The 16861-nt window shown below is 72.6% G+C and carries 14 protein-coding genes and 1 pseudogene; all 15 read left to right on the plus strand.

Annotated features, from left to right (window positions below; all coding sequences use genetic code 11):
• The first annotated feature begins 132 nt into the window (after positions 1-132).
• Complete coding sequence (locus ABZ260_RS04455) at positions 133-1167, plus strand: oxidoreductase (RefSeq protein WP_355612909.1); 1035 nt, start codon at positions 133-135, stop codon at positions 1165-1167.
• Entirely contained in the window at positions 1148-2068 is a 921-nt protein-coding gene (locus ABZ260_RS04460) for a TIM barrel protein (protein ID WP_355612912.1), read from the plus strand. The genes ABZ260_RS04455 and ABZ260_RS04460 overlap by 20 nt, the downstream gene beginning before the upstream one ends.
• Positions 2065-3378 carry a M20/M25/M40 family metallo-hydrolase gene (locus ABZ260_RS04465; RefSeq protein WP_355612915.1) on the plus strand — a complete coding sequence of 438 codons (1314 nt, stop codon included), beginning with the start codon at positions 2065-2067 and terminating at the stop codon, positions 3376-3378. Before ABZ260_RS04460 ends, ABZ260_RS04465 begins: the two co-directional genes overlap by 4 nt.
• A complete protein-coding gene (locus tag ABZ260_RS04470; protein WP_355612918.1) occupies positions 3375-4523 on the plus strand; it encodes an Ldh family oxidoreductase in 1149 nt (382 codons plus the stop codon). The genes ABZ260_RS04465 and ABZ260_RS04470 overlap by 4 nt, the downstream gene beginning before the upstream one ends.
• Complete coding sequence (locus tag ABZ260_RS04475) at positions 4520-5440, plus strand: Gfo/Idh/MocA family oxidoreductase (protein ID WP_355612921.1); 921 nt, start codon at positions 4520-4522, stop codon at positions 5438-5440. The genes ABZ260_RS04470 and ABZ260_RS04475 overlap by 4 nt, the downstream gene beginning before the upstream one ends.
• Positions 5437-5901: a hypothetical protein gene (locus ABZ260_RS04480; protein WP_355612924.1), complete on the plus strand. Its 465-nt coding sequence runs from the start codon at positions 5437-5439 to the stop codon at positions 5899-5901. The genes ABZ260_RS04475 and ABZ260_RS04480 overlap by 4 nt, the downstream gene beginning before the upstream one ends.
• A 247-nt stretch (positions 5902-6148) precedes the next feature.
• Positions 6149-6676 (plus strand): EF-hand domain-containing protein, encoded by a 528-nt coding sequence (locus ABZ260_RS04485; protein ID WP_355612927.1) that lies wholly within the window; start codon positions 6149-6151, stop codon positions 6674-6676.
• Positions 6677-6838: 162 nt separating this feature from the next.
• Positions 6839-8044 carry a DegT/DnrJ/EryC1/StrS family aminotransferase gene (locus ABZ260_RS04490; protein ID WP_355547461.1) on the plus strand — a complete coding sequence of 402 codons (1206 nt, stop codon included), beginning with the start codon at positions 6839-6841 and terminating at the stop codon, positions 8042-8044.
• Positions 8041-9192, plus strand: coding sequence for a DegT/DnrJ/EryC1/StrS family aminotransferase (locus ABZ260_RS04495; RefSeq protein WP_355612930.1), 1152 nt, complete (start codon positions 8041-8043; stop codon positions 9190-9192). Before ABZ260_RS04490 ends, ABZ260_RS04495 begins: the two co-directional genes overlap by 4 nt.
• Positions 9189-10172: a UbiA family prenyltransferase gene (locus tag ABZ260_RS04500; RefSeq protein ID WP_355612933.1), complete on the plus strand. Its 984-nt coding sequence runs from the start codon at positions 9189-9191 to the stop codon at positions 10170-10172. Before ABZ260_RS04495 ends, ABZ260_RS04500 begins: the two co-directional genes overlap by 4 nt.
• The gene (locus ABZ260_RS04505; protein ID WP_355612936.1) at positions 10169-11503 is read left to right on the plus strand and encodes an FAD-dependent oxidoreductase; all 1335 of its coding nucleotides are present in this window, start codon (positions 10169-10171) and stop codon (positions 11501-11503) included. Before ABZ260_RS04500 ends, ABZ260_RS04505 begins: the two co-directional genes overlap by 4 nt.
• Before the next feature lie 66 nt (positions 11504-11569).
• A complete protein-coding gene (locus ABZ260_RS04510) occupies positions 11570-13177 on the plus strand; it encodes a class I adenylate-forming enzyme family protein (protein ID WP_355612939.1) in 1608 nt (535 codons plus the stop codon).
• Positions 13168-14931 carry a CoA transferase gene (locus tag ABZ260_RS04515; protein ID WP_355612942.1) on the plus strand — a complete coding sequence of 588 codons (1764 nt, stop codon included), beginning with the start codon at positions 13168-13170 and terminating at the stop codon, positions 14929-14931. Before ABZ260_RS04510 ends, ABZ260_RS04515 begins: the two co-directional genes overlap by 10 nt.
• A 14-nt stretch (positions 14932-14945) precedes the next feature.
• The gene (locus tag ABZ260_RS04520; RefSeq protein ID WP_355612945.1) at positions 14946-16619 is read left to right on the plus strand and encodes a class I adenylate-forming enzyme family protein; all 1674 of its coding nucleotides are present in this window, start codon (positions 14946-14948) and stop codon (positions 16617-16619) included.
• A 3-nt stretch (positions 16620-16622) separates the two neighbouring features.
• Positions 16623-16861, plus strand: a pseudogene (locus ABZ260_RS04525) (hypothetical protein); the annotation flags it as partial.

The raw sequence follows: 16861 nt of genomic DNA on the forward strand, positions 1-16861 counted from the left end.
AGCACGGTTTGCGGGGTGCTCGCGGTGGCGTCGAACCATGCGAATGAAGATTCCGCCGAACGCCTGACATGTACCCGGGAAAACATGTTCCGGAGTTATGTGACAGGCAACTCGGAAAGGCGCTGATGCATCATGCTGCATACCTTCATCCTTGGAATGGGCAGGGCCGGAGAAGGACTGCATCTGCCGGCACTGTCCAGGGTGCGCGCCGCGATCCCGGGCCTGCTCGCCCCCGGGCGGGTCATCGTCCACGACCCGTTCCGGCCTCCCCCCGATGTCGCCGGCGTGGTCACGGTCGGCACCCTGGAGGAGGCTGCCGGGCGCACTCCACCCCACCGCACCGTGGTCCACCTGTGCACCCCGCCGCATATTCGTTCGGGCATGCTGGAGCGGCTGGCCGAACTCGGCTACCGAAAGATCATCATCGAGAAGCCCCTGGCCCTGGACCTGATGGGCCTGGCGGCCATCGCACGCACGAGGCGACGCTGGGGCCTGGACATCACCGTCGCCACCCACTGGCTGCACAGCTCCCTGACCCACCGCCTGCGTGCGGCGGTGGACTCGGAGGAGTTCGGCAGGCTGCGCGGCATCCGTGTGGTGCAGAACAAGCCCCGGTTCACCCGCAGCGCGAGGGTCCCCGGCCACCCCACCGCCTTCGACGTCGAGATGCCGCACGCGCTCGCCGTGGTGCTCACCCTGGCCGGCGGTGCCCGGATCGCCGATGCCTCCTGGACGGACATGGTGACCGACCAGCTTCGGTTGCCACGCCTGGGCCGCGCCAGGCTCCGGTTGGACCACCATTCCGGCGTGCGCACCGAGATCGACTCGGACCTGACCTCGCCCGTGCGCGAGCGCCGTATCACCCTGGACTTCGAGGGGGCGACGCTCATCGGTCACTATCCGTGCAGCGACGCGGACCACACCGCCCAGCTCCGGGTGGTGATCGAGGGCCGAGATCAGACCTGCTCGGCGTTCGCCGACGACGCCCTGTCCGCCTTCGTCCGCAGCGCCTACACGCGCTACGCCCGGTTTCCCTCCGCGCCGGGGGCACTGCCGGTGCAGATCGACGCCGTCCGGCTACTCAACGAGGCCAAGGATCTGTGCGCCGCGCACGAGCCGGACACCGGCCGGCACAAGGAGGTCCGGCGTGTCCACGGCGTCCGCTGAGCACACGCCCGCCCCACCGGGCGGAGTCGTGCCGGCCGGGATCGGAGACGAGGCGGCTCCCGACCTGCCCGGCCAACTCGCCGCTCTGGACGAGTTGGGCTGGAAGCACCTGGAGTTGCGCACGATCGGCGGCCTTCCCATCGCGAGGCTGGACGAGGCCACCTTCGCCCACTCGGCGGAGCGCATCCGGGCGGCCGGCGTCACCGTGGTCTGCGTCGCCTCCAAGATCGGTGACTGGTCCCGACCCGTGACCGGCGACTTCGCCCTCGACCTGGCCGAACTGGACGTCCTTGCCCGACGCTGCGTCGTTCTGGGAACCCGCCTGGTGCGCGTCATGTCCTACCCCTCGGGCGGTCTGCCCGAGGCCGAATGGGGCCGTCGCGCCCATCGGCGGCTGCGTGAGCTGGCGCGGCGCGCCGAGGACGCCGGGCTGCTGCTGGCGCACGAGAACTGCACGGGCTGGGCGGGCGATCGCGCCGAACGAATGCTGGACCTGGTGACCGGCGTCGGCAGTCCGGCGCTGCGGCTGCTGTTCGACGTCGGCAACGGCGTCGCGCATGGATACCCGTCGGCACCGATGCTGGCCGCCGTCGTCCAGCACGTGGTGCACGTGCACGTCAAGGACGCGGTGACCGGCCCGGAGGGCAGAGTCGGCTTCGTCCCGCCGGGCACCGGTGAGGCCCAGGTCGCGAAATGCCTTCGCCTGCTGTTCGCCCATGGCTACACCGGGGCGCTCTCCATCGAACCGCACCTGCACCTGCGCCCGCACCTCGCCGCGGCGAGCACCGACGCGGCGCCCGGTGACCCCGGTCGTGGCGACCACGCCGCATTCGTGGCGTACGGGCGTGCGCTGGAACGGCTTGTGGCCCAGGTCACCGCACCGGCCGGAGAGCTCCGATGACCGCTCCGCCCGCCCGCGCCGTGCCCCCGATCCCGCTCATCCCGGCCGACCGCGACCTGCTGCTGCGACTGCTGCGGCTGCCCACCGCCGGTCCGCTGGAGACCGGCCCGGAGGCGCCCGTGCCCAGGCTGCGCGAGGCGCAGGCCGACTATCTCCGCGCCGCCGCCGCGATCGGCTTTCGCGGCGTACACCATGCGCCCGCCGAGAGGGCCGAGCTTGACCGCCCCGATGTCCCGGCACCCGTGCGCGCGGCGCTGGACATCCCCGGTTTCCTCGAACACCAGCCCAGCCTGGTGCTGCTGCTGGGGCCCGCCCTGCCGGTCGCCCGCACCGTGATGTTCAACGTGCACCTGGACACCGTCGCCGGATGGCAACCCGTCCGTTTCGACGGCGAGTGCTTCTACGGTCGCGGCGCGATCGACGCCAAGGGGCCCGCAGTGGCACTGCTCGCCGGGGTGCGCGCCGCGCGGGCGCTGCGCCCTGCCATCGGCCGCGACATCGGGATTCTGATCCAGGCCGTGGCGGGGGAGGAGGGCGGTGCCATGGGCGTCTTCGGCACCAGGCCGTTGGTGGAGCGCGGCTACACCGGGCGACTGAACGTCTTCTGCGAGCCCACCCGGCTGCGGTTCCTGCCGCGCGGCACGGCGGCGATGACCGCACGGGTGGTCGTCGACGGGATGGACGCCATCGACGACCACCCCGCCCACGGGCACAACGCCAGCGTCCTGCTGGGCTTTCTCGCCCAGCACCTGGGCCGGGCGCTCGACCGGCACACCGCCGAGGGCGCGGTGTGCGTGGCGGGCCTGCACACGGGCACCCTGCACAACAAGGTCTATGGCGGCGGGTCGCTACTGCTCAACCTCGCCTACGCCTCGGCCGCCGCCGGGCGGCGGCTGGAGCGGGACCTGCGAACCGCCCTGGACGACGGTCTCGACGCGTTCGTCACGGCCTTCGCCGGCACGACGCTGTTCGCCAGAACCGCCGCCGAGGCGCACGTCATCACCCGGCTGGAGTGGCTCAAGCGCGGCCTGCCCGTCCTGGACGATCGTGACCCCCGGATGCACGCGCTCCTGCGTGACGCGGCAGGGATCGTGCCGTGGCCGTCCGACGAGCCCGCCTTCACCTGCGACGCCATCTGGATGTCGGAGGTCGCCGGGGCCTGCACCGTGGTGCTGGGACCCGGTGACCTCGCCGCCAACAACGCCCACGCCGACGGCGAGTTCGCGCGAGTCGACGAGCTCGCGGAGTTCGCCGCCGCGGTGGCCCGACTGCTGCTGGCCTTCACCGACGACACGAACGGACGACCGTGAACCAAACCCTGTCAGCCGCGCGACCGCACCCCGAGCCCGCGTCGTCGGTGCCGGGGACCGTACGGGTGCGCCACGCCGACCTGCTCGGTTTCACCTCGGCGGTGTTCGCCGCCCGGGGCCTGGCACCCGAGCGGGCGCACGAGGCCGCGCGGGCGCTCTGCTACGGCGACCTCACCGGCCTGAACTCGCACGGCCTGGTCAACCTGACCCGGCTCTATCTGCCGTTGTTCGACGAGGGGCGGGTCAACCCCCATGCCGAGCCCCGTACGGTCGCCGACCGCGGCGCGGCCGTGCTCATCGACGCCGACCGGGCGCTTGGCCTGTGGGTCGCCGGGGTCGCGATGGACGTGGCGGCCGAACGCGCCGCCGAGTACGGGATCGGTGTGGCGGCCGTGCGTGGGGCCACCCATCTGGGTTGCGCCGGGCACCACGCGCTGCGCGCGGTCAGCCGCGGCATGATCGGACTGGTCGCCAGCAACTGTGGCGGCCAGCGCATCGCCAGGCCACCCGGCGGTGCGGTGACGATGCTGGGTACCAACCCGCTCAGCGTGGCCGCCCCGGCGGGCGACCATCCCCCGTTCGTACTCGACATGAGCACCACCGCGGCCCCCACCGGCCGCATCCGCCAGGCCGCCCGCGCCGGGCGACCCGTCCCCGAAGGACTGCTCCGCGACGACGGGGGCGACTCCGTCACCGACCCCGCCGCCTTCGACGCCGGGCGGGCACACCTGATGTGGCTGGGGGGCGAGGCCGGGCAGTACAAGGGGTTCGGGCTGGGCATCGCGGTGGAGGTGCTGGCCGCGCTGGTGCCCGGCGCGGGGCTGGGCGCGCATCCCGACGCGCTCGCGGGTGACGGCGGACCGGGCGGGCGCGACGACGACATCGGCTTCTTCGTGGCGGCCGTCGCGCCGGGTGCGTTGCGCGAGGGGGCCGAGGCCGACGCGAACGCCCTGTTCGGCGCGTTGCTGGCCTGCCCGCCCGTCGACCGGGCGAAGCCGGTGCGCTACCCCGGATGGCACGAACACCGGCGTGCCGAGGAGCACCTGAGTACGGGAGTCCCGCTGGACGCGACGGTATACGCCGAGCTGGCGGAGGTCGCAGCACATACCGGTCTTGCCGTACCGGACGTCCTGGCGGAGCGATGACGGTCCCGCTGCGGATCGGGGTCGTCGGTCTCGGCGTGATCTCCCGCTTCTACCTCGCGGCGCTGCGCGGCTCGGTGACGCTGCGGCTGAGCGCGGTGTGCGACCGCGATCCGGCGGTGCTGGCCGCGCGGACCGGCTCGGTGCCCGTCTACACCGACCATCTGCGGCTGCTGGACGAGGCACGTCCGGACGCGGTGGTGGTCACCGTGCCGAACGACGCGCACGCGCGGGTGTGCGCGGACGCGCTGGAGCGCGGAGTGGCCGTGTGCGTGGAGAAGCCGCTCGCGTTGGACACGGAGCAGGGCGCCTCGCTGACGCGGCTGGCCGCGCGCGGGGACGCCCCGTTGTTCACCGCCTTCCACCGCAGGTACAACCACGCGGTCGGGCGGTTGCGAGCCGGGCTCGCCGGGGCACGGGTCGAGAAGCTGACGGTGCGCTACCTGGAACGCATCGAGGAGCACGCGGGTGCGGACACCTGGTACCTGGACGCGCGGCGGTGCGGCGGCGGATGTGTCGCCGACAACGGCCCCAACGCGTTCGATCTGGTCGAGTTGCTGCTGGGGCCGGCCGAGGTGGTGTCCGCGCGGATCACCCGTGACGCGGCGGACACCGATCGGCGGGCCGACATCGGGCTGCGCGCCGGGGCGGCGTCGGTGCGGGTGCTGCTCGACTGGTCCTATCCGGGCGAGCGCAAGGACATCGAGGTCCTGCTGGCCGACGGCCGAACGCTCTACGCCGACATGCTGACGGGCCATCCGGGGTTCAAGAACTCCCTGTGGCACGAATACGTGGGGGTGCTGCGCGCGTTCGAAGGGCGGATCCGGAACGGTGCGGGGGACGGTGACGGCGGGCTGCCCGCCCTACGTCTCGTCGAGGACGTCTATCGGCTGGCGGCCACCGGAAAGGAGACGGTGTGAACCCGGACGAGGACGGTCCCAAGCGCGAGGTCACCGCGACCCTGGTGAAGCTGCTGGTCCACCGTCGGACGGACCGGGGCATGCGACTCGAACCGTACGCAAGCCGGTGCGTGCGAGCCGGGGAGGTACACGAGTTGGTCGTCACCGACCACACCGAGACCGCAGCCGGAGCCAGGATCGACCGTGTCGGTTTTCTCGGCTTCGTCGAGATCGACACGGCGGGTGTGCTCGACCGTGGTGACGAGGTCTGGATCGGCCGGCGCCGGATCGGCGTGCTGCTCGGGTTCGACGGCTGCCACTTCCCCAATCACTACAACGTGCTCATCCACGCCGATCCGATGGTCACCGGCCGGGACCTGAATCTGGCACCTGAGATGTCGCTGGTGTTCCGGCAGGGCGAGCCCGGGGGCATGGATGAGTCCGGTGCCGGCGTGCGTGATTTCACGGTGATCGGGCTATGAGAATTGGCCGATCCTCGATATTCAGATATCAGCGGACAACAGATTTATGTCCAGCTGTTTCCTTTTTGGTTCCCCCACCAGGTAGAGCCATGGGACTTTCTTGATCCTGTGTTTACAAGTCGTCACGCATGGCTATATCTCCGTTGCGGAGAGTGGCGAATTCCAAAGAATGGAATTCTGCTGCCGACTCTGCTCATCCCGGGCGCTCATTCATTGAGCTGCCCAAAATTCTCGGGAAAGGACTGGAATGGCCGCAGGTACCAAGGAGAGCAGCCGTCTGGAAGAGCGCTTCCGTCTCTGGGATTCGGACGGCGACGGTGTGATCGAGCGCTCGGACTTCGAAACCGAGGCCGACGACATCATCACCGGCCTGGGCGCTCAGGGCACCCCGAAGGGCGCCGAGCTCAGGCAGGTCTACCTGGCCATGTTCGACCGCCTGTCCAGGGCCGCGGGCACCCCCCAGATGGACAAGGGCCAGTTCATCCAGGCCGCCAACCAGGAGATCATCAGCAAGGGCGACGCCGGATTCGCCAGCGTGGTCGGCCCCACCATCCAGGCCATCGTCAACGTTCTGGACAGCGACGGCGACGGCGAGGTCAGCCAGACGGAGATGACCAAGTGGTTCGAGGCCATCGGCCTTGAGCCGGACGTGGCCGACCAGGCGTTCCGGGAGCTGGACACCGACGGCACCGGCCGGCTCTCCGTGACGGAGCTGATCGACGCGGTTCGCGACTACCACCTCGGCAAGAACGACATCCCCCTGCTGGGCCGCTGACCCAGCGTCCGCCGCGCGCCCGCCGTGCGGCTGCCCGGAGGCGCCCCGGACAGCCCACGGCTGGTGCGACCGGACGCGCGAAACCGACACATGGCCTCCCGCGCCATGCCGCTGTGCTCTCTGGACCTGATCTCCCCGACCATGCCGCACAGGAAGAGAGCCATGGAGAGACCCCTCCCTCCTCCCGCGACATCCCCGGCGCGAACCGAGTCCGCGCCCATCCCCTTCTTCACCCAGGCCGCATCGTTCGATGAGCTGTGGCCCGAGATCCGCGCTCACTGCGTCGACATCCTGGACCGGGGCAAGTTCTCGCACGGCGCCAAGGTCGCGGAGTTCGAGGGGGCGCTCGCCCGGTGGACCGGCGCGAGACACGTCGTCGGTGTCAACTCCGGCACCGACGCACTGGTGTTGCTGCTGCGCGCGGCCGGGCTGCGCCCCGGAGACGAGGTCATCGTCCCCGCCTACACCTTCATCGCCACGGCCGGCTCGGTGGTGCTCGCCGGAGGCGTGCCCGTCTTCGCGGACATCGAGGAGCACGGGTACGGGATCGATCCGCGGTCCGTGGACGCCGTGGTGACCCCCCGCAGCCGGATGGTGATGCCGGTACACCTGTTCGACCGCCTCGCGGACATGCGGGGCGTGCACGAGGTGGCGCGAAGACACGGGCTGACCGTCCTGGAGGACAGCGCCGAAGCCATCGGCATGCGTCTGGACGGCACGCACGCCGGGCTGCTCGGCGTCGGCGGGGTGCTGTCGTTCTTCCCGACCAAGACCCTCGGCGCCATCGGCGACGCCGGGGCGCTGCTCACCGACGACGACGCCGTCGCCGAGACCGCGCGGGCGCTACGCCACCACGGTCGCGGTGGACACACCCTGGACCACTTTCCCGGTATCGCCAACCCCACGGTGCTCTCCGGCCTCAACAGCAAGATGGACGATATCCAGGCCGCCGTCCTGCTCGCCAAACTCGCTCGCCTCGACGCCGACATCGTCCGCCGAGACGAGCTCTCGGCGCGCTACGACGACCGGCTGCGCGGTGTCCCGGGGGTGTACGCGGTTCCCGGCGCCGTCCCGCCGCACCCCGGCGGCAACCGGGTCTGTTACGTCCATCTCATCGAGGCCGGGGACCGCGACGCCCTCGTCGCGCATCTGGCCGCCAAGGGGATCGAGTCCGAAACCTACTACCCGGTTCCGATGCATCTCCAGCCGTGCTTCGCGCATCTGGGACACGCCCCCGGCGACTTCCCACGCGCCGAGGCGGCCTGCGCGAGAGCCCTCGCGCTACCGCTCTATCCAGACCTGGCCGAGTGGCAGGTGGACCGGGTGTGCGACGAGATCGAGAACTTCTACGCGGGAGGACGACGGTGACCGCCCCGACCACCACGACCATCCCCTTCTTCCCACCCGACCTGTTCGAGGAGGACCGCGACGCACTGCTGGAGACGGTGCGCACCATCGGCACCGCCGCCCCCCAAAGATTCATCCTGGGCGAGCACACGGCCCGGTTCGAGCGGGAACTGCGCGATCGGCTGGGTGCCGGCGACGTCGTCGCCTGCTCCAGCGGCACGGCCGCCCTCACCCTGGTGCTGAACGCCATGGGGGTCGGCCCCGGCGACGAGGTGGTGGTGCCCGCCTTCGGCTGCGCGCCACTGGCCGCGACCGTCGTCAACATCGGTGCCCGGCCGGTCTTCGCCGACGTCGACCCGGTACGGCTGACCATGGACCCCGCCGCCGCCGAGGCACTCATCACCCCGCGTACCAAGGCGCTGATGCCGGCGCACATGTTCTCGACGATGGCGGACATGCCCCGCTTCCGTGAGCTGGCCGACCGGTACGACCTACGCCTGCTGGAGGACTCGGCGGTCGCGCAGGGCGGCACGCTGCTGGGACGTCCCGCGGGTCGCTGGGGTGACGCGGGCGTTTACTCGTTCGTACAGGTCAAGACATTCGGGATGCCGGGTGAGGGCGGTGTGGTGGTCACCGACGACGCCGACCTGGCCACGCGCGTGCGGATGCTGCGCAATCACGGCCAGGACGGCACGCGCCGATTCGTCCACCACCGCATCGGGCACAACAGCCGCTTCGACGAGGTGATGGCCGCCTTCCAGACACATCGGCTGGCCGGTCTGGGCCGACGGCTGGCACGCCGGGCGGATATCGCCGACTACTACTCCACCCGGTTCGCCTCCCTGGCCGCCCTCGGGGTGTCGGCACCTCCCGTCGGCGGTGACGGCCGCTGCCACTACGTCTACGCGGTGCTGGCCACCCACCGCGAAGCGCTCAGAACCCACCTGGCCGCACATGGCGTCGACTCGCACGTCTACTACCCGCGCACCCTTCCCGCCCAGCCCGCGTTCGCGCCGCACGCGCCTCGCGACACACATTGGCCCAACGCGGCCTCGGCCGCCTGGCGCAACCTCGCCCTGCCGTTGTATCCGCACCTCAGTGACATCCAGCTGGAACACATCGCCGACACCGTCTGCGCCTTCGCCCACGAAACCCGGGGAGCACGATGACCGATCAGTTCACCGGCAGGGAAGCGGAGTCCGCTCCGGCCACGACCGCACGCGGCACTCTCGGGGCCTACGCGCGCCTGGCCAAGCTCGACGTCTACGACTACTACATCGGCCTGCCACTGGTGTGGACGCTGCTCGCCCCCGCCGACCGGTGGGAGCCGGGCGTCATCGGCCTGCTGGTGCTGATCTGCCTCGCCGAGGTCACCGTGGTGGCCGCCATGGTCGGCTTCGACGACATCACCGGCTACCGCGACGGCAGCGACGCGGCCAACTACGGCGCCGATGCCGCCAAGCGACGCCTGGCCAGGAAACCGCTGGTCGCCGGCACCCTCACCGAGGCGCAGGCGCTCCGTTTCGCCTGGGCGGCGACCGCGCTCGGCGTGCTGCTGTGGGCGCTGGCGGTGGCCGCCGCGCCACACCGCCCGCCGTGGGCGGTCGTTCTGGCGGCGGTGTGCGTCGTGGCGTCGGTGCAGTACTCCTGGGGACTGAAGATCAGCTACCGAGGATTTCAGGAGATCTTCCTGATCGGTCTGGGCGTCGGCTGGGTGCTGGTGCCGTACGGCCTGCTCACCGGCGAGGTGACCGAGCTGGTTCTCGTGCAGGCCCTGCTGTTCGGATTCGGGCCGATGCTGTTCGGGCTCTACTCCAACACCCACGACATCGACGGCGACCGTCGCGCCGGGCGCGTCACCGTCGCGGCCCTGGTGCCCGCCGGGGTCAACACGGCGTTCATCACCGTGATGACCGCCGCCGCGGGCCTGCTCATCGTCGTCGGCCCCCTCCTCGGCGCCGCGCCCTGGTGGTTACCGATCGTCTTGGTGCCGGTTCTCGCCATGCGCGCGACCCACCTGGTAATCGGCTCCGTGCAAGGTGACATCCTGCGCGCCCGGCGGATCGCCATTCGCGCCCACCGTGTCACGGTGATCCTGCTGGTCATCGCGAACCTGGCCGCTCCCCTGCTCGCCGGCACCGCCACATGACCTCCGCACTGGACGTCGCGGTGGTCGGCGCGGGTCCCGCAGGGCTGGCCGCCGCCTACGCGCTCGCCGAGGCGGGGTGCTCGGTAAGAGTCTTCGAGGCCGCCGACGCGGTCGGCGGGCGGATGCGCACCCTGCGCGCCCACGGCTGTCTGATCGACACCGGGGCCGAGATGCTCCCCTCGGCCGCGGGCTACCCGGCCACCTGGAGGCTCATCGCCGCCCTCGGTCTCGACGCCGACCCCGAGGCCGTGCCCCGGGTGCGCGACGCGCTCGCCGTGTGGCGTGGCGGCCGATCCAGGCCACACGCCGGCCGCCTGCTGGGACTGCTCACCGGGGCGGGGCTGCCGCCACGCGCGCGAGTGGACCTGCTCCGCCTCCAGACGCGCCTGGCCCGGCTCGGCGACCTCGACCCTGACCGCCCGGAGCGCGGCCCACTGGGCTCCGCCACCGTCGCCGACCTCGTCAGGCGCTATCACCCCGACCTTCGCGACTACCTCATCCAACCGCTGGTCGCCGGATTCTTCGGATGGGATCCCGAGCGCGCCGCGGCGGCCCCGTTCGCCGCGCATCTGGTGGCTTCGGGCAGCACGAACGGCTGGCACACCTACCGCGACGGCATGGACACCCTCGCTCGCGCGCTGGCCGCGCGGCTCGACGTGGTCACCGGGCACACCGTGACCCGGGTGGTCGCGGACTCCGGCGAGGTCCGGCTGGAGTCGCCCGGCGGCACCGTCACCGCGCGCTCGGCGGTACTGGCCGTGCCCGCCCCCGTCGCGGCACGCCTGCACACGGACGCCCCGCCGGTCGAACGCGCCTACCGGGATGCGTGCGGCTACGCGCCCATGCTCCGTCTCACCCTGGTCCTGGACCGGCCGATGGCCCCCACGGGCGTACGGCGCGGCTTCGCCACCCTTGTCCCCGCCGCCGAGGACCCCCTGGTCAACGTGATCACCGTGGATCATCACAAGCATCCCGGGCGGGTGCCCGCAGGGCGTGGCCTGGTGTCGCTCGTCGCCTCACCCCGGGGTACCGCCGAACTGATCGACGCCCCCGACGAGGAGGTGAAGGACCGTCTCACCGCCCGTGCCGAACACTTCGTGCCCGGGATGGCCGCGTGCGTCACCTCCGCCCATGTGCATCGGTTCCGGTACGGCCTGCCCGAGGCGACACCGCGTGCCCTCGAACTGCGCGCCGCGTTCGAGGCCCGTCCGGCCTCGGCGGTGGAGTACGCGGGCGACTGGACGGCGCTACGCCCGTGCAGCGAGGGGGCGGTCGCCTCCGCCGCGCGGGCCGCCGCGCGGGTGCTCGCCCACCTGTCGCCCGCCGGCTGACCGGGGTCGTCCGCCGTGGCCGCGCCGCGGCTTCCCGTCCCCATCCCCGAACCGGAAGGCGAGCAGATGGCACTCCTCACCAAGCCCATCGAGTTGGGCACCCTGTTCGACGATCTGGCCGACCGAGGCCACGCCACGTCCGTGCACCTGAGCCGGCCGCTGGACATCGCGCCCGCGCTGGGTTCCGCGCTGAACATTCCCGGCCTGGCCGGGCTCGTCCGCGATGTCGCCGGGTGGCTCGCAGCCGCCGGGGTGCGGCGCGGAGACCGGGTCGCCATCGCCAAGCGCAACCACTGGGACTACGTGCTGCTGAACTGCGCGGCGGCGCGCATCGGCGCGGTGCCCGCGTCGCTCTCCGCGAACCTGGCCCCCGACGTGCTGGAGACGCTGCTGAAGCGACTGGAGCCGGCCCTCCTGATCACCGATTCCGCGCTGCTGGCGTCGAGCCGCGAGGCCGGCACCGACCTGACCTGTTTCGCCACCAGGACCCTGCTCGTCGACGGCGCGGCCGAGGGCACCCTGTCCATCGACGATGTACGCGGCCATGCCGCACCGCCCGCGTACCGCCCGCCCGCCGACGACCCGCTGGCCATCATGCACACCTCCGGCACCACCGGCGTGCCCAAACTCGTCGTCCACTCCACCCGTACGATCATGCGTCGCCTGGCCGGGTTCGAGGCGCACCGCTGGCCGGTGCTCGGCAGCCGTCCCGGCGACACCGTGGCCAGTGCGATCTCCTTCGCGCACGGCCGCGCGCTGGCCCAGGCCGCGAGCGTGCTGTGGCTGGCCCCCGCCAAACTCCTGGCGGTCTGCGCCCCCGACTGGGCCGAGGCCGGCCCGTTCCTGCACCGGCATCGGCCCACCACCCTCGAAGCACTGCCCGCGACCTATGTGCGCTGGCAGCGCCACGCCGAGGAGCAGGGCGGTCCGTTCGAGCGCGTCCGCCTCTACATCAGCACCTTCGACGCCATGCACCCGCCCACCGTGCGCGCCTTCCTGCACACCACGCGGCACCGTCGCCCGGTGTGGTTGCAGGGGTGGGGGCAGAGCGAGACCGGTCCGCTGACCTTCCGGTTCCTCACCCGGCGCGCCATGGCCACCGCGCACGACCGGCATCCCACCACCCGCGACCTCGGTCATCCGATCCCCACCCGCACCCGGCTGCGCGTCGTGGATCCCGAGACGCTGCGACCGGTGCCGCGAGGCACCACCGGCCTGGTGTACTGCCGGACCAAGGCACTGTGCCTCGGATACGTCGGCGAACAGAGCCGCTGGCAGGACAAGCGGGCGGGCGAGTGGTGGAACACCGGCGACGTCGGCGCCCTCACCCGCAGCGGCGGCATGCGTTTCGTGGATCGGGAGGTGGACGCCATCCCCGAGGGAAGCTGTGTCGAGTTGGAGGACGTCATCGACGACCGTATCCCCGAGGTGCTGGAGTGCGTCATCCTGAGCGTTCCCGAGCGCCCCTCCCTGCCCGTCGTGGTCACCGAGAACGGTGCACTCGATCTCGGATCGTGGCGGCGCGCCACCGCCGATCTGCCGCGGCTGGCCGACCCCGTGGTGCTGACCTGGGATGAGATACCGCGCACCGGCACCGGCAAGGTCCGCCGGATGGCTCTGCGCGACCGGCTCGGCGAGATGCGGGAGACCCACGGGACGGGCCGGTGGACGTAATCCGGTCCGGGGTGGCGGCAGGCCGGCCGCTGGCGGGGACGGCCGTGCGCGCGCTCGGCGACTCACCCGCGCTGCGGGTCGCCGTACGGCGGCTGCGCGCGCTGGGCTGCGCCGTCGAGACGGGGAACGAGTCGCCGCCGGACGGGGCACCCGCGGGGTGGCTGGGCGTCACCCGCCTTCCGTTCGCGGCGATGGGCGGTGCGCTGCCCGAGTGCCGGATCGGCTGGTCAGGACCCGTGGCCGTGCCCATGGCCGGCGAACGCGACGTGCAGGCCGCCTGCGGGATCATGCAGGTCCACGGGCGGGCCGCCGGCGGGCCACGACCGCTGTGCGTGGACTACGTCTCCGTGTGCGCCGGGGTGCTCGCGGTCCAGGCGGTCAGCGCGGGTGTGCTGGCCCTGCTGCGCGGTGGGCCGGCCCTGGCGGCGGCCACCTCGGCCGCCCAGGCGGCGCTGCTGGCCCTCACCCAGTACGTCGCGGCGGCCACCGCCGAGCTCGGTCTCGGCTCACCCGGCCCGGCCGGGCCGGCGGGGTACGGTGCCCCGCCCTTCCGCTCGGCGGACGGCGTGCGTTTCGAGATCGAGACGCTCGACGCCGAGGACTGGAGGCGCTTCTGGACGGAACTGGGTGCCGGCCCCGCCGCGGTCGCGGCGGGCTGGCCACCGTTCCAGCAGCGCTTCGCCACCGCGACGTGCCCACTGCCCGCCGCGCTCGGGACGGCGGCGGCCGCGCTGGACTACCGGGCCGTGCGAGCCGTGGCCGAGCGCAGCGGCGTCAGCGTGCTGCCGGTGCGGGCCGCCGACGCCCCCGGTCTTCTTCCCCCCGCACCGGCGTCGCCGTGGCGGCTGCGCGGGCGGGCCGTCACCGCCCCGGCGTCCGCCCTTCCGCCACTCGGTCCGCATGACCACGCCCCGCTGGCCGGGCTGCGGGTCGTGGAGGCCACCAGCAGGGTGCAGGGTCCGCTCGCGGGACACCTGCTCGGCCTGCTCGGCGCCGAGGTCGTCCGGCTCGAACCGCCAGGAGGTGACCCCATGCGGGGAGTTCCGCCCATGGCGGGAGAGTGCTCGGCCAGGTTCCAGGCGCTGAACCGGGGAAAGCGGGTGGTCGAGGCCGATCTGAAGTCCGCGCCTGGCCGTCGTGCCGCCCTGCGGCTCGTCGCCGCCGCGGACGTGTTCCTGCACAACTGGCCGCCGGGCCGTGCGGCCCGGCTCGGCCTGGACCATGAGGCCCTCGCCGTCGTGCGGCCCTGCCTGGTTCACGCGCACGCGGGGGGGTGGGCGGACCTCCTGCCCGACCCCCAGCCGTTGGGCACCGACTACCTGGTGCAGGCGTACTGCGGAGTGGCGGCCCTGGTCGGTGGCCCCGGCGAGCCGCCCGCGCCGTCCCTGCTGACCCTCACCGATGTGCTGGGCGGGCTCATCAGCGCGGAGGGGATCGTCGCCGCGCTGCTGGCCCGCGCCCGCACCGGCGCGGGGGTGCGCGCCGAGACGGCCCTGGTCGACGCGGCCCGCCTCATCCGCGACACCACCGTCCCGCACGGTAGGGGGGATGCCACGCGCACCGGCACCGAGATCGGCGCCGTGCCCGCCTGCTCACCCGCCCGGTGGCCGGGCAGGACCGGCGCCGTCACCGTGGTGACCGAGCTGGCCGAGATGGCCGCCGACCCCGCGTTCTCGGCCGCGCTCGACATCGGCGGCGAGGCCGTCTACAGCCGCGCGCCGTGGACGTTCGTCCCGGCAACCGCGCCCCTTTAGTTGGAGAACGCCCGATGAGACCCGTCAATGCGCCGCCCTGGACCTCCGCCAACGGCATCGTCCTGACCGATCGTGTTCCCGGACGGCTGCGCGCGGAGTGGACCGCGGGTGGACTGTGCCCCGGCCGGGATCTGTACACCCTGTTCGGTGAGCATGTCCGGACGGCGCCCGGCCGCCCCGCGGTCATCGACGAGGCGGGCACCCTCGATTACGCCGCGCTGGATATCCGGGTCCGCCGCGCCGCCGCCGCCCTGTCCGGGGCGGGCTGGGGCTCGGCTGACATCATCGGCGTCCTGCTGCCCAACGGACGCGACGCGGTGGTGGCCGAGCTCGCGGTCGCGGCGATCGGCGCCGTGGCATTGCCCATTCCCGACGCCCGGGGGCTTCGCGACGTCGTCGCCCTGCTCGCCAGGTCCCGGGCCGGAGCCCTCATCACCGTCCCGGCCACGGTCGAGGCGACCCGCGACCGGCGGTGCGAGATGCCGCACCTTCGCGAACTGTGGACGTTCGGCCGGCCCGTGACAGGGGCGCGCGGCCTGGACCGTCCCGCAGCGAACGAGGTCCGGCGCTGGCGTCCCACCCGCCCCGACCCGGAGGCGCCCGCACGCATCCTGGTCTCCTCGGGCTCGGAGGCCGAGCCCAAGATGGTCGCCTACTCGCACAACGCGATGGCGGGCGGGCGGGGCAACTACCTGGCGGCGCTGCGGTTCGGCCCGGAGCCGATGCGCAATCTGCTGCTGGTCTCCCTGGCGTCCTCGTTCGGGTCCTGCGGGACCTCGGTGACCCTGGCCAGGCACGGCGGCACCCTCGTGCTGCTGTCCCGCTACGACCCCGCCGCCGCGCTGCGCGCGATCGAGCGGCACCGCCCCAGCCACCTGCTCGGCGTACCCACGATGCTGCGCCGCATGGCCGATCTCGACGGTCACGCCGACGCGGACCTGTCGTCCCTGCGGGCCGTGATCGCCAGCGGGGCGCCGCTGCATCAGGAGGCGTGGGACGCCTGCGTACGGCGGTTCGACCGGCCCGTCGTCAACGTCTACGGGTCCACCGACGGTGTCAACTGCCATACCGGAGGCGACCCCGGCCGGTGGCGTCCCGGGCTGGCCGGTCGCCCCGACCCCGACGTGACCGAGGTGACCGTTCGGGACCGCGAAGGGCGACCGGTGCCCGCCGGGGAGATCGGGGAGATCTGGGCGCTGGGACCGATGAGCCCGCTGTGCCACGTGGCGGCACCCGAACTGGACGACCGTTACCGGGCCGCGGGCGGGTGGGTACGCACCGGCGACCTGGGCCGGTTGGAAGCCGACGACACGCTGTGGGTCGTCGGCCGGATCCGGCGCGTGGTGGTCAGGGGCGGGCTCAACATCTCTCCGCTCGAAGTGGAGCGCGAGCTCGGCACCCACCCCGATGTCGCGGACGTGTGCTGTGTGCCGATCCCCGACCCGGACCTGGGTGAGCGCCTGTGCGCGTGTGTGGCCCCGAAGAACGGCGTCCCGTCGCCGTCCCCGGCCGTACTGACCGCCTACCTGCGCGACGAGCGTGGCCTGGAGCCGCGCAAACTGCCCGAACGGTTCGTGGTGCTGCCCGAACTGCCGCTCGGCCCGACCGGCAAGGTCTGCGCCGCCACCCTCGCCCGCATCGCGGCCGAGTCCGCCGTCCCCGGCTCTCTCATACCGACCGAGGAGTGACCCATGCACCCAACCGTCACCGCCGCCGGGACGAGCGCGTCGCGCTACGTCTTCGACAATCACGGTGAGCACGCCCTCGACCAGCACCGCTGCCTGGCCCGCGCCTACGACCCGATGACCACGGACCGCCTCGCCCAGGCCGGGGTCGCTCCGGGGTGGCGGTGTCTGGAGGTGGGGGCGGGCGGCGGCAGTGTGGCGGTGTGGCTGGCTCGGCGGGTGAGTCCCACCGGGAGCGTGGTGGC

The organism is Streptosporangium sp. NPDC006013 (genome assembly GCF_040614275.1).
In the GTDB taxonomy this organism is placed as follows: Bacteria; Actinomycetota; Actinomycetes; order Streptosporangiales; family Streptosporangiaceae; genus Streptosporangium.